12 protein-coding genes are annotated in these 13,969 nt (G+C 31.3%); 6 read left to right on the top strand and 6 right to left on the bottom strand.

What is annotated here, in order from left to right; all coding sequences use genetic code 11:
- Positions 1-56 precede the first annotated feature (56 nt).
- A complete protein-coding gene (locus AC4FQ5_RS04255; RefSeq protein WP_491141254.1) occupies positions 57-1,007 on the top strand; it encodes an isopenicillin N synthase family dioxygenase in 951 nt (316 codons plus the stop codon).
- Positions 1,008-1,142: 135 nt separating this feature from the next.
- Here the strand turns inward: AC4FQ5_RS04255 and AC4FQ5_RS04250 are convergent, their stop codons facing one another.
- From AC4FQ5_RS04250 to AC4FQ5_RS04225, 6 genes are all read right to left on the bottom strand, one after another.
- Positions 1,143-2,435, bottom strand: coding sequence for an HlyD family secretion protein (locus tag AC4FQ5_RS04250; protein ID WP_491141253.1), 1,293 nt, complete (start codon positions 2,433-2,435; stop codon positions 1,143-1,145).
- A 64-nt stretch (positions 2,436-2,499) separates the two neighbouring features.
- Positions 2,500-2,718, bottom strand: coding sequence for a bacteriocin-like protein (locus AC4FQ5_RS04245; protein WP_491141252.1), 219 nt, complete (start codon positions 2,716-2,718; stop codon positions 2,500-2,502).
- A 78-nt stretch (positions 2,719-2,796) separates the two neighbouring features.
- Complete coding sequence (locus AC4FQ5_RS04240; RefSeq protein WP_491141251.1) at positions 2,797-4,992, bottom strand: peptidase domain-containing ABC transporter; 2,196 nt, start codon at positions 4,990-4,992, stop codon at positions 2,797-2,799.
- Positions 4,993-5,003: 11 nt separating this feature from the next.
- The gene (gwsS, locus tag AC4FQ5_RS04235; protein WP_491141250.1) at positions 5,004-6,062 is read right to left on the bottom strand and encodes a grasp-with-spasm system SPASM domain peptide maturase; all 1,059 of its coding nucleotides are present in this window, start codon (positions 6,060-6,062) and stop codon (positions 5,004-5,006) included.
- 164 nt (positions 6,063-6,226) lie between these two features.
- Positions 6,227-7,150, bottom strand: coding sequence for an ATP-grasp domain-containing protein (locus AC4FQ5_RS04230; RefSeq protein WP_491141249.1), 924 nt, complete (start codon positions 7,148-7,150; stop codon positions 6,227-6,229).
- 11 nt (positions 7,151-7,161) lie between these two features.
- Positions 7,162-7,764: a hypothetical protein gene (locus AC4FQ5_RS04225; protein WP_491141248.1), complete on the bottom strand. Its 603-nt coding sequence runs from the start codon at positions 7,762-7,764 to the stop codon at positions 7,162-7,164.
- Between the two features lie 25 nt (positions 7,765-7,789).
- On the opposite strand from AC4FQ5_RS04225, the gene AC4FQ5_RS04220 reads away from it, so the two are divergent.
- The 5 genes from AC4FQ5_RS04220 to AC4FQ5_RS04200 all read left to right on the top strand — a co-directional run bounded on the left by AC4FQ5_RS04220 (position 7,790) and on the right by AC4FQ5_RS04200 (position 13,805).
- On the top strand, positions 7,790-8,122 hold the full coding sequence (locus AC4FQ5_RS04220) for a helix-turn-helix domain-containing protein (RefSeq protein ID WP_491141247.1): 333 nt from the start codon (positions 7,790-7,792) through the stop codon (positions 8,120-8,122).
- 122 nt (positions 8,123-8,244) lie between these two features.
- Positions 8,245-8,466, top strand: coding sequence for a class I lanthipeptide (locus AC4FQ5_RS04215; RefSeq protein ID WP_491141246.1), 222 nt, complete (start codon positions 8,245-8,247; stop codon positions 8,464-8,466).
- Positions 8,467-8,476: 10 nt separating this feature from the next.
- Entirely contained in the window at positions 8,477-10,720 is a 2,244-nt protein-coding gene (locus tag AC4FQ5_RS04210) for a CocE/NonD family hydrolase (RefSeq protein ID WP_491141245.1), read from the top strand.
- A 2-nt stretch (positions 10,721-10,722) separates the two neighbouring features.
- Positions 10,723-12,945, top strand: a complete 2,223-nt coding sequence (locus AC4FQ5_RS04205) for a lantibiotic dehydratase family protein (protein WP_491141244.1) — start codon at positions 10,723-10,725, stop codon at positions 12,943-12,945.
- Positions 12,945-13,805, top strand: coding sequence for a thiopeptide-type bacteriocin biosynthesis protein (locus AC4FQ5_RS04200; protein ID WP_491141243.1), 861 nt, complete (start codon positions 12,945-12,947; stop codon positions 13,803-13,805). The genes AC4FQ5_RS04205 and AC4FQ5_RS04200 overlap by 1 nt, the downstream gene beginning before the upstream one ends.
- Positions 13,806-13,969: the final 164 nt, after the last annotated feature.

Here is a 13,969-nt window from a genome sequence, read left to right as displayed (position 1 = left end):
TAAAATCATTTAATTCAAAAAATCTGTAAATTAGCCCCACGTAAAATTTCTATAAAATGGATAAAATACCTAGTGTAGACCTGCGTGATTTCCTTTCGGGTGACCCGGAACGCAAACAGAAATTTGTAAATGAAATCGGAAAAGCTTACGAAGAAATTGGTTTTGTCGCCTTAAAAGGACATTTCCTTGATGACAAACTCGTAGATGATCTTTATGGAGAAGTAAAAAACTTCTTTGAACTTCCCACAGAAACCAAACAAAAGTACGAGATCCCCGGAATTGGTGGACAGCGAGGTTATGTAGGCTTCGGGAAAGAAACGGCAAAAGGATTTAAAAAAGGTGATTTGAAAGAATTCTGGCATTTTGGACAGTACGTTTCGGATGACTCAAAATACAAAAGCCAATATCCTGACAATGTTATCGTAGACGAACTTCCAAAATTCAACGAAGTCGGTAAAGAAACTTACCAAATGCTTGAAAAAACAGGAAAATATGTTTTGAGAGCCTTGGCTTTGTATCTTGGTCTTGATGAATTTTATTTTGATGATAAAATTGCAGAAGGCAACTCTATTTTGAGACCTATTCATTATCCGCCAATCACCCAGGAACCTGATGATGCGGTAAGAGCAGCAGCTCACGGCGACATCAATCTGATCACTCTTTTGATGGGTTCTCAAGGAAAAGGTCTTCAGGTTCAAAATCACAAAGGAGAATGGATTGATGCGATTGCAGAACCGGACGAATTGATGATCAACGTTGGAGATATGCTTTCGAGACATACCAACAATAAACTGAAATCTACGATTCACAGAGTGGTTAATCCGCCAAGAGAATTGTGGGGAACATCAAGGTATTCTATTCCTTTCTTTATGCACCCGGTGAGCGAAATGTCACTGAATGCCCTTGAAAATTGTGTAGATGAAAATCATCCTAAACTCTATGAAGATACAACCGCAGGAGAGTTTCTACATGAAAGATTAATTGAATTGGGATTGATTAAGAAATAATTTTAAACCGGACTTTTTAGTTCGGTTTTTTTACTTAAAAGAATCATCTGTGAAAATCTGTGGGATAAAAATCTCTCGCAGATTAAACAAGATTGACGCAGATTTTTTAAAGTTGACACAAATTTCTTTTTGAATTTACGATTGATAACCCAATAATTTCCTGATTTGATAGAAAAATCTTTCAATCAACCTTAAATCCTGAGTGACAATTTCTGCATTTCCTCTTAGTTCTTTGTCAAACTTTAAAGTTTTGTTATACGATGTTTTTAGACCTTTCGGAAGGACAACATCAACATAATAATTTCCTTTGTCGTCGGGAATCAGAGAGATATTCTGCACTTTTCCTTCGATAATTCCGTATTCCTGAAAACGATAATTGTCTAATTTAATTAAAACTTTTTCTCCGGGAATAATTTTTCCCGAATTTGCTGTTGGTACGGACATTCTTCCCACCAATTGCTCGGTATGATCCGGCAAAATGGAGACAATAGGATCACCTGCTTTTACAAACTGGTTTTCACCGAAAAACTGCTGAAAACTCGCCATTCCGTCTGTAGATGAAATGATCAGGTAATTTTGTTCCCATTGTTTAAGAGATTTTCTGAGCTGTTCAAAAAGTTGCAGAGTCTGAGACGAATAAGTGATTTTATCTTTTTCTGTGTTGATCGCAGTTCCGCTTTTTGTTTTATTCAGATTCGAGATACTTTCCTGCATCTGAGACAGAGAAATACTGATATTTTCTAAATTTTGCTGAGCCTGAAGATATTTCAATTTTTCACCTTCCAACTCTACTGCTGCAATAACTCCCTGATTGAACAATTCTTGTGAGCGCTTGTAATTCTTTAGAGTAAGTTCTGTTTTTGCGGCTTCAAGATTTCTCTGCTGCTTTAAAGTTATAATTCTGCTTCTGGATTCTGACAAACTTTGATTCGCTGCGAGATTTTCCGGAGCGTAAGGCTGCAATCTTATAAATAAATTCTCGTCCTGAAAAGCTTTTGCAAAACTGTTGTAATCTCCCTGAAGCTCACCCAATTTAAAATGAGAAGCCTCACTCACAGGAAATGACAGCAATTGATCTGAAGCAATAGAATCTACTATTTTCTTTAATTTTAAAACATCTTCATAATGCGCCGTGGACTGCAAAACCAGCATCACGTCTCCTTTTTTGACTTTTTGATGATCTTTTATAAATATTTTTTCGATTTTCGAGCTGCTTCTGGCTTCAATTTTTTCAGGCGGATTTTGTGAGGTCACTATAATAGGAGCCGGAACAAATTCCGGATATTTAATGATGTAACTCATCCCGAGAATGAGTAACAAGATGATAAATATAATCGTATTTCCCCATCGGAACATCCAATGTGGTGGATTCGTAAGAATATCCTGAACGCTTTCTGAGCGAAGTTCTATGTTGTCTAAATTATCCAAAACTCACTTTAATTTTATTAGAGGGTAATCTTTTTTGATTACCCTCTTACCCTAAATAATTGTTTTACAGCTCGCATAGCTCGCATGGCTGAAATGGGCATAATACAACAACATTATTTTCACATACTACACAAGCACCATTAAAGAAATTTGTAGCGCCATTTGTAGCACACCCACAACCAAGACACCAAGCTCCCCCTTTAATTGTTCTTAAATTCTCTCTTGATAGTTTTTTTAAATTTTTCATAATGATAATAATTTGTTTTTGGTTTTTCCTACTCATATAGCTTTTCGGATTACGCTTTTTAAAGTTTTTTAAATTTAGAAATTAATTCTGACATAGATGAATTATATTTTCAAATTAATTCCCTAATTCAAGTTGATTTTTAACGAGTCTGTAATATTCACCTTTTAAAGCTACCAATTCTGCATGATTTCCTTCTTCTACAACTTTTCCTTTATCTAAAACGATAATTTTGTCGGCGTGTTTTACGGTTGACAATCTGTGTGCGATTACAATGGCTGTTTTTCCTTTAAAAAACTGTTCCAGATTTTCCATGATTACTTTCTCATTATTCGCATCCAAAGCACTTGTTGCTTCATCGAAGAAAATATATTCCGGAGATTTGTAAACGGCTCTTGCGATGAAAAGTCTTTGCTTTTGTCCGCCACTCACGCCAAGTCCTTCATTTCCGATTTTTGTGTTGTAGCTTAAAGGCAATCCTTCAATGAAATCTTTGATATTGGCAATTTCGACAGCTTTTCTCAATTTTGTTTTATCTACATAGTCTTCACCTACAGCAATATTATTGGCAATCGTATCATTAAAAACATAACCTTCCTGCATCACAACACCACACTGATCTCTCCAGAATCTTGGTGAAATGTTTTTCATCTGAGTATTCCCAATTTTTATTTCACCCTCGTTGGGTTCATAAAATTTCATTAATAATTTTAAAAGCGTCGTTTTACCGCTTCCGCTGGCTCCAACAATTGCGGTTGTCTTTTGATATGGAATATTTAAGCTTAAATTTTCAAAAACCGGAACATCCGAACCGATATACCTGAAAGACATATTGCTAATTTCGATATCTTTTTCAGGAACTTCAGTGGCATATTGTTCATCTTTGTTTTCCTCATCTTCTTTGTCATGGATTTCACCTAATCTTTCCAGAGAAATTTTGGCATCCTGAGTTTGCTTGATAAAATCAATCAATTGTAATAAAGGACTGTTTAATTGGCCGATAATATACTGCACGGAAAGCATCATCCCTAAAGTAAGATTTCCTTCTAAAACCAATTTGGCAGAAAGAAAACTCACCAGAATGTCTTTCATCTGATTAATAAAATTACCGCCAACAGACTGCCATTGCTCAAGAGAGAGAGATTTTATTCTCAGTTTGAACAATTTAACCTGCAGAAACTCCCAATCCCAACGTTTTTGTTTTTCAGCGTTGTGCATTTTGATTTCCTGCATTCCATTGATAAGCTCAATAACTTTGCTTTGCTCTTGGGAAACCTGTGAGAATCTTTTGTAATCGAGCTCTTTTCTTTTTCCAAGAAAAAAAGTAATCCATGCAATGTATAAAATCGCTCCGACTAAATAAACAACAAATAATCTGTAATCATAAAACAGTAAAACAATGCTGAAAATGATCAGATTGACGAGTGAAAACAAGGTATTCAAAGAAGAATTGGTCAGAAGCTGCTCAATTCTGTGATGATCGTTGATTCGCTGCATGATATCTCCCGTCATTCTTGTATCAAAGAAACTGATCGGAAGCTTCATTAATTTAATAAAGAAATCTGAAATAATTGAAATATTGATTCTGGTGGAAAGGTGAAGTAAAATCCAACTTCGGATCACCTCTATTCCCATTCTGCCGAGAAAAAGCATGACTTGAGCCAGTAAGACCAAATAAATAAAATTCAGATCCTGATTCTGAATCCCCACATCCACAATACTTTGGGTAAGGAAAGGCAAAATAAGTGACAGTAAACTTCCTGCGAGCAATCCTACCGCCAACTGTACGATCAATGATTTGTATTTCAGCAGATATTTTGAAAGAAAAGAAAAGCTTGCTTTACTTTCCTGATCGTCAAATTCGGTCTGAAAAAATGCGGGGGTCGTTTCAAGAATCAAGACAATTCCTTCTTCCGTGTTTTCATTGGCATTTTCACCGATCCATCGTTTGATAAATTCTTCTCTTGTGTAAGTTATTAAACCATAGCTCGGATCAGAAACGTAAACCAGATTTTTTTTATCGATTTTGTAAACAACGACAAAATGATTTTTGTTCCAGTGTACAATACACGGAAAAGGAACCTCTTCAGCAAGGGTATTAAAATCGATCTGAACTCCCAAAGAACGGAAGCCCAAATCTTCAGCAGCATCACTTAAGCCAAGCAAACTGCTTCCTTCTCTTGTCGTTTCTGAAAGGTTACGGATTTGTTGTAACGAAATGCTTTTGCCGTAATGTTTGCTGACTATTCTCAGACAAGTGGGACCGCAATCTTTAGAATCCGGCTGCAGGTAAAAGGGGAATTTTTTTGCCAATTAATTGTGATTTAATTTTTCTTAACTAACTCTTGCATCCCATAATACTTTATCGCCTTCTCTTTAAGAGGATTGGTACTCCATTCTTCCCATTCTCCAGTGTAAGGATTATAGCCACACTTTAAAGGCTTTGAAATGTCTAATCCTTCTTTATTTTCATGGGTTCTTTCAGTATAAGCTCTGCAATCTGTACAAATATAACGAAACTCACAATCTTTGCAAACTTCTATTTTGTCTTTAGTAAGATTCCAATATTTTTTGAAATCTTTGTGATCTGATGCTTGTCCTAAAGTTGTGTCTTTTATATTGCCGAAGCTTTGAGGCATAGATGGACAATTGCGAATATTACCTTCAGAATCTATGGATATTTTTTTGTGAAGACAGGAATTGTGATGAAGAGATTCTAAATACAAGTTTTTATTTAGGGTAAAATAATTATAGTCAATAATTCCACAGCTATTCTTTGTAGCTACAAATTGTTTAGAATATATTATATATTTATTCTCCGAAAACTTAACCACATCATTATTAGGACTATTATAAACTTGTATGTGAGATATTCGATTTAATTGTACTAATTTTTCATAATCAGTTTTTTCACAAAGTGGAGTTACGATTCCAATATTTGTAATAAACATTTTATTGTCGTTTAGGTAATTTATTAAATCTATTATAAAAAATTCTTCTGATTTTTCAAAAAATCTGATTTCTATAGTATCACAGTTTAAAAAGTCAATTTGATCTATGATCTTAAAATAATCAAAAGCAGAAATATCATTTATATCTACCACTACATTACTTATTTTACTAGAAATATCAAAATCTAAATTAATGTCAGGAAAATATTTTGGATTTTCGGTAAAAAAAATAAAATCCTCTTTTTTCAAAAAATCAATATAATCTTTTATTATGGGATCATTAATTTGATCAATTTTTTTATTATTAAATTTAATTAACCATTTGTATAAGTCATCTGGTAGATTGATAATATCTCCTCGTTGTATATCATATAGAAGACAATTTTTATAACCTTTCACTAATTTACAGTTAGAAAAAATTTTAAGATACATCGGTTTCAATATTTAATATTCTAGTAATTGGTTTGTAAAAGGATTGGGGAACAACGTCATTGTTCATAAGCTTTTTTACTGCTATACTGCTAATTTCAGTTTTTATAAAATTAGCATTGGGTATGGAGATTGACTTTTTAAGATAAATTGAAAAATACTGATTCTTATTTCCTTTCATTTTCAATATTGATTAGGTGATTTGCAATAAATTTATCAATGTAATAATTACAATTTTCGGATAACCATTCGTATTGACCTTGAGGATTATTTTCTAAAAAATAAAACTCGTCCTTGTTTTTGATTATATCAATTGAGCCTACATTTAATTTTTTTAATTTAAAGAATTTTAGAATTTTCTTTTCAATTGACTTTGGAAACTTAAACGGTACACATCTATTAGGTTTTTCTGTATTGTAATTTCTATAATCAGTTTGTGTTTGTGTATCGTTTTGTGAAAAGATTGCCATTGGGAAAATTTTATTCTCGTAGACAAACGTTCTAATTTCATATTCTTTCGGGATATATTCTTGGAAAATACTTAGAGAAAAATAATTATCTAAATCATCAATGTCTTTTTTTTCTACAAAAAAAGTTCCTTTATCCTGAAAAATAATATCTTCAAACTTTAAACTTACCGGCGTTTTTATGGCTTTTGTAATAACAGAATATTTATCTGCAAAAATCTTTAGATCTTTTTTTGTATTTGTTATTAAAGTTTTTGGGATCTTTAGTCCTACAAAATCAGCTATGTGAAGATCTAGCAATTTATTATGCTGCTCTTCTTCATTAAATTCACCAATGTAGTTTGATGTAGTATTTTCTTTAATAATTTTTTCCCAGGCTTTAAGAAGCATATTAGTTTCTTCACGAACGTAAGTATCTAGTTTATGCAAACCAGTATTCAAAAACGTTTTAAGTCGCGCTCTTCTATGTAAAATATTTCTATTTGATATACCTTCACCAACTAAAAATGAAAACTCTGTAAAGTTCTCAACATTATATCTATTGAATTCTTGTTTATAAAATCTTAACCATTTTACTATATTATCTGTTGACTTATCGCTTTGTTGCGATATGATTTCTATCATGATTTAAGCTTTTATTTTTCGTATTTAGCAATCCTTTTTAGAAGTATTTTCTTTAGTTCAGTTTCAGAAAGTTTATAGGAATCTGATAACGTTCTACCATAAATAATTTTATCATAAAGTAAAGGCGGTAATCCGACAGATTCTCTTAAAGTATCTATGTCTTTTATATTATCAATAGGGTATTGATATAAAGTTCCATAAACTTGTTTGTTGTTCCAAATTGATTCATTTACATCTGTAAAAGATGCTAAATAGCTCTTATGAAGATTTCCTTTTTTTATTTCCTCATTAATAACTGGCTTAAAATATTGCCAAAATTTATCATTTTGATCGTTGAACGTTATACGGTGATGCCATAAAATAAGCCAAGAATAATCTTGAAAACCATACTTTTTTGTTAGAGAGATTAGATTTTCAGCATTATCATTATCTGTTTTTTCTAAAATTTTATTAAAAGCTTCTTTGTTTGTTTTTGATTGAGAAGAATTCAATTCAGTTTCAAAATCGTTGATAATTTGGCGAGCTACTTGATCTTTTTCTACTAATATAGATGTTTCAATAAATGCTGATAATATTATTAAAGAAGAAAAAACTAAAAGTGTAATTCCCGACAAGAATATTCAGGATATAAAACTAAAATTGGAACGATTTGAAAGTAATAAAGATTTTTTGCAAAAGAATATTACGGTTGACGGCTTAGCGAAGGATCTTGGAACGAACCGTGATTATCTCTCAAAATCGGTCAATGAATTGAAAGGAAAAAATTTTTCACAGTATTTAAATGAATTGCGAATCAATCATGTTATAGAAGAATTAAAAAACAATGAAAAATTAAGAAAATATACTATCTCAGCAATCGCAGATGATATTGGATTTAACAATTCAGAATCTTTTTCAAATGCATTTAAAAAAATTACGGGGACACTTCCTTCTTATTACATTAAGTTATTACAAGTGCAAGTTCAAAACTAACTATATGAAAATCAAAATTTTGTAAATTAAATAGCACGATTTTGATAAATTTCGACATTAACTTTTTTGATGGCTTTTTAAAACAACGTTATTTTGCAGCACTAACTTAAAATTTAAATACAATGAAAAAAGAAAACAAATCTGAAAAAAAATTATCTTTGAAAAAATTGCAAATTACACGTTTAAATGTTATTAGAGGTGGTGATGGTGATACTATGACTAATGGTGATACCACAAGTAGTAAGTGTCCTCCAAAAACAGCTAATACTACAAAATTGCCCCCAATTGTAATTCTTGGCGGTGATGATGGAGGAAATGGAGGTGGTGGAGCTGGATATTATTAATATTTGAAAAATGAATAAAAAGTATTTTCTGTGTATTTTATTTTTGTTTTCGTTAACATTTTGCTTTTCTCAAAAGCTATATTTTAAGAAAATAGAATTTGAAAATCCTGAATTTGAAAATAAGCTTCTTACTTTAAGTAAGGAGCTTATAAAATTATATAAAGAAAATGATTCTCTCAAGTTCAATGATAATTATATGAGATTTCAAATGTTAAATAAAAATTATGATGGTGCTTTAAAAACATTAAATAACTTCCGCAACATATACAAAAATTCATATCCTGACTATTCAAGGATGGCAGGAATTCAATTCGAAATTTTTATTTTGGCTAAAAAAGCATCAAAATCAGATGAAGATATTAAACCAATTTATGAAAAGATTCTTGAAAAAAAATATAAAGAACTTCCGCTCTCATCAAAAACTCTTGTTGCAGATGCATTCAAATTTAAAGATGGTTACAATAAAAGGGAAATTAAAAAAATATTAAAAGACAGTATATTACAAGATAGCATTACTTTAAAAAATGCAATATTACTTTGCAGACATTATAACTATAACACTATTATAAAAGAAACTTTTTCAACTGCTATTCCGTTCTTGAAAAAATTAGATAAAGAAGAGTTCATGGTGAAAGATAGTGTTGTCGTGAAAACAAAAAATGGGAATGAAATATATCTCTACTATGTACTTGATAAAAAAATAAAGGAGCCAAAACCTTCGATTTTACATTTTTCTACATATCTCCGTAATAATGAATACTTTATTTCTGGTGCTAAAGTAAATGCAAACAGGGGTTATAATATTATATATGCTTTTAGCAGAGGGATCTATTTAAGTAAAGATCAAATTACGCCATTTGAATTCGAAGTTGAAGATGTAAATGAGATAATTGATTGGATTACTAAACAGTCTTGGAGTAATGGAAAAGTAGGAATGATTGGTGGAAGTTATGATGGTTTCAGTCAGTGGTCAGCCGCAAAAAATTTGCATCCTGCTTTAAAAACTATTATCCCTTCGGCATCTGTAGGTTTTGGAATTGACTTTCCTATGTATAACAATTGTTTCAGTCCTTATATGCTACGATGGCTAAGTTATGTAAAGAAAGAAACTGACCATGACCTTTTTAATGACGAAAAAAAGTGGCTTTCACTATATAATTCTTACTATAAAAACGGAACTGCATTTAATAAATTAGATAGTATACACGGAAAAACAAATCCTGTATTCCAAAAGTGGTTGAAACATCCATCTTTTGACAGTTATTGGCAGTCAAAACTTCCTTATAAAAAAGATTTTGCAAAGATTAACATTCCTGTTCTAACACTTACAGGATATTACGATGCAGATCAAAGAGGTGCGATGTACTATTATAATAATCATATTAAGTATAATAAAAATGCAAACCACTACTTAGTTATTGGTCCTTATAGCCACAACGGAGTAGTTTCAGGAGTTGAGGAACAATATAAAGGATACAAAATCGATTCTGTTGCAAATATTGATTTAGAGGATCTTTCGTACAAATGGTTTGATTATATTTTAAAAGGGCAAAAAAAACCCGAATTCTTAAAGGATAAGGTCAATTACCAAGTAATGGGACACAATCAATGGAAAAGCGCGCCAAGCATTGATAAAATAAGCAATAACACCCTGAAATTATATTTAAACAAAATGAAACTTGATAAAATAAAGTCAAAAAAGGATTTTATTTTACAAAAAATTGACTTTGCAGAAAGAAATGACACATTAAAAAGTTTTGATGATGAAAAAATTTTAGATTCTGTATTAAATCTACAAAACTTAAAAACCAAGCTGGTTTTTGAAAGTGATATTCTTCAAGACCATATTGAGATTAATGGGAGTATTACAGGAGAATTAAAAGCTGCCATTAATAAGAAAGACATGGATATCACAATCAGTATGTATGAAAAACTATCTTCCGGTCAATATTTTAAATTATCTCACGAATATTTTGCTAGAGCGAGCTATTCAAAAGACAATACAAAAAGAAATTTACTAAAGCCAAATAAGGTAGAGACAATTCCTATTAAAAATACATTTTTTACAAGTAGAAAAATAGAAAAAGGCAGCAAATTAATTATATTGTTAGGTGTAAGAAAAAGTCCTGATGGACAAATCAACTACGGTACAGGAAAAGACGTAAGTGAAGAAACAATTGCCGATGCTAAAGAACCCCTGGAAATAAAGTGGTACAACGACAGTTATATTGAAATTCCAATCTCAGAAAAATAAAAATGTCCCAATTCCCTTATCGTTTTTTTGAAGAGTACGTTGTTCGTACTCCTTTATTTTCACGCAGAAACTTTCAGGAAAAAGCATATAAAGAAGCATTTTCACAGAATGAATTAAAAGAAATTTGTGAAGATTCAGTTTTTCAGGAGGCAATTTATCTCGCGTCTCCCAATTTATATAAAGAATTTAAAAACTGGTTAGGTTCAGAAAAAGAATTATCCTCAAGTCAGCACCAAAAACTTAAAAACACCATTCTAAAATACTATACCAGAATGAGTACAAGATGTACACCATTCGGACTATTTTCAGGAGTTGGCTTGGGGAAATTTAATCAAGAAACAATAAATAACAAACTTTCAGACAACAATCAGTTGCAAGTAAGACATACGAAATTAGATATGCATCTTTTGGTTTCTCTTGCGAAGATTTTCGAGAAAAATCCTGACATCAGAAGCCAGCTACTATATTTCCCCAATAATAGCATTTATAAAATAGGCAAGAAAATCCGTTATATTGAGTATGAGTATAAAGACGGAAAAAGAGATTATATTATTTCGTCGGCTCCACTTTCTGAAGAACTTTCACAGATATTAGATTTCTCAAAACGAGGAACAACTGTCTCTCAAATTGCAGAAATTCTTACAGGAAACGAAATAAGTAATGAAGAAGCCAAAGAATTCATAGAAGAATTGATTGTCAATCAGGTTTTGGTAAGTGAATTGGAACCCAATGTTTCAGGATGCGATTATTTAGATATTTTGATTTCCGTTCTGAAAAAAATTGAGGCTAAAACAGAAGTTCAGATTCTTAAAAACATCAAAGAAAAACTCAATCAATTAGATTTGCATTTTGGAAATCCGGCTTTTTTATATTCAGAAATTGAAGATTTGATTAAATCTCTCATCACAGATTACGAACAAAAATATCTCTTCCAGACAGATCTTTATTTTAAAGATGAATTTACGATTTCAACTCATTGGAAAAAAGAAATCAAAAAAAGCTTGAGTTTTCTCAATAAAATCACTTTACAAAGCCAGGACACTCCTTTTGAACATTTTAAAAAAGCGTTTTATGAAAGATTTGAAACTCAGGAAATGCCCTTATCTTATGTTTTGGACACAGAAATAGGCATTGGCTATCTTCAAAACAAGAACGGTAAAGGGATTCACCCATATTTGGAAGATTTAAAGTTTCCTCATTCTCAAAAGAAACAAAATCTCAATATTCAGTTAACTCCATTTCAAAAAATCCTTAACGAAAAGTTACAGGAAGCTTTATTAGAAAATCAGTTTGTCATCACACTACACGATGATGACATTAAAGATTTCGAAGAGAGATGGTATGATTTGCCGGATACTTTATCTGTTATGACAGAAATAGTCTCCGAAAATAATAACGAGAAATTATGCCTTGGAAGTGTTGGAGGAAGCAGTGCCGCAAACCTTTTAGGAAGATTTTGTTCAGAGAAATCAAGTCTTCAAAAGTTAACAGAAAAAATCACAAAAAAAGAAGAGATGCTCCGGCAGATTCAGCATGTGGATAATGAAATTTTAGCAGAAATCATCCATCTGCCTGAAGCCAGAATAGGAAACATCATCAAAAGACCTACGTTGCGCAAATATGAAATCCCATATTTAGCTGCATCTGTTTTGCCGGAAGAAAACCAAATTTTTGTCGATGATCTTTATATATCATTAAAAAATGACAGAATAGTATTGCGTTCACAAAAACTGAATAAGGAGATAAAACCCTATCTGACTAATGCACATAATTATCATCACAATGCTTTGCCGGTTTACCATTTCTTATGTGACCTAAATTCGCAAAACACCCGCACCGGATTGTATTTCAATTGGGGAGGTCTTTCTCAGATATATAAATTTTTACCAAGAGTTGAATATAAAAACATCATTTTGTCAAAAGCTCAGTGGAATATTACAGAAAAAGACATAGTATCATTAGAATTAATGTTGAACAATAAAAATGAGTTTCTTTCGCAAATGGAAATATGGCGAAGCAAAAGACAAATTCCTCAGTGGATACAATGGGTGAAATCTGACAATACTTTAACCATGAGCTTAGAAAATTATGACATGGCAAAACTTTTTTTACAAACAATAAAAAGTGAAAAATCGATCATGATAGAAGAGTTTCTGTATAATGAGAATGATGATTTTAAGCGTGAATTTATTTTCCCGATGTATAGAGAGAAAAAAGAAAAATAATGATGGAAAAGAGAAAATTTAATCTAGGAACACAATGGCTCTATCTCAAAGTTTATACAGGGGTAAAAACTTCCGACCTCATTTTGGGAGAAGCCATATCTCCTTTAACGGAATATTTTCAGGAAAATAATTATATCTCAAAATGGTTTTTCATCCGTTATCATGATCCAAAACCGCATTTGAGAATTAGATTTTGTTTGAATAATTCTGAAGATTACGCTACCATTCTTAACAAAATAAACGAAGAGCTTCAAGAGTTTACTGACAGTGGAGAAATTTCAAATATTTCAATTGAAACTTATAACAGAGAAATTGAACGTTATGGACAAAATACCATACAAGAAGCCGAAACATTATTTCATAAAAACAGTGGGTTTACTTTACTGTGTTTGCCATATGATGATGAAAATAAGATAATATTTAGTGTTTTTTATATCAATGAAATCCTGAATAAGCTTAATCTTGAAGTTCAGGAAAAACTCTTCTGTATCAGAAATTTTAATGATGCTTTTAAAGAAGAATTTAATGCAGATAAAGATCTTAACAGGCAGTTAGATAAAAAATACAGAGAATTTAAACCGAAACTAATGAAATTCATGCATTCGGATGAGTTTTTGGACGAAAGAAATGCTATTGTTTTTCATATCGAAGAATGCACTTCTGTATTTCAAAATATTGTATATTATTCTGAAAATGAATCTCGCAAAATATCCTTGCAAAGCTTTTTTCAAAGTATATTTCACATGAATATCAACCGGCTTTTTATTTCAAACCAAAGATTGTTTGAAATGGTGATTTATGATTACTTAGTAAGGTATTATAAATCATTAGCATTTTATAGCCTTCATGAAAAAAATTAAATTTAAAACCAAAATATTTCAATTAAGTTATGAGATAGATAGTTGATGAAATTTTTGAGATATATATTGACATGACACATTCAACCAACTTAAAAGAAGAATTGCAAATCTTGAAAGAGAAAATTAAAGTTTTAGAACAAAAATTAGCATAAAATTATTTCAAT

Source organism: Chryseobacterium sp. DT-167, from assembly GCF_058310155.1.
This window is presented reverse-complemented; position numbering and strand designations above follow the sequence as displayed.

What these genes read in the sequence shown, in the direction of transcription:
- AC4FQ5_RS04230 (WP_491141249.1), bottom strand. Translation starts at nt 7,150, where the DNA reads ATGATAGAAATCATATCGCAACAAAGCGATAAGTCAACAGATAATATA.
- AC4FQ5_RS04200 (WP_491141243.1), top strand. Translation starts at nt 12,945, where the DNA reads ATGATGGAAAAGAGAAAATTTAATCTAGGAACACAATGGCTCTATCTC.
- AC4FQ5_RS04245 (WP_491141252.1), bottom strand. Translation starts at nt 2,718, where the DNA reads ATGAGTAGGAAAAACCAAAAACAAATTATTATCATTATGAAAAATTTA.
- AC4FQ5_RS04215 (WP_491141246.1), top strand. Translation starts at nt 8,245, where the DNA reads ATGAAAAAAGAAAACAAATCTGAAAAAAAATTATCTTTGAAAAAATTG.
- AC4FQ5_RS04205 (WP_491141244.1), top strand. Translation starts at nt 10,723, where the DNA reads ATGTCCCAATTCCCTTATCGTTTTTTTGAAGAGTACGTTGTTCGTACT.
- gwsS (WP_491141250.1), bottom strand. Translation starts at nt 6,062, where the DNA reads ATGTATCTTAAAATTTTTTCTAACTGTAAATTAGTGAAAGGTTATAAA.
- AC4FQ5_RS04210 (WP_491141245.1), top strand. Translation starts at nt 8,477, where the DNA reads ATGAATAAAAAGTATTTTCTGTGTATTTTATTTTTGTTTTCGTTAACA.
- AC4FQ5_RS04255 (WP_491141254.1), top strand. Translation starts at nt 57, where the DNA reads ATGGATAAAATACCTAGTGTAGACCTGCGTGATTTCCTTTCGGGTGAC.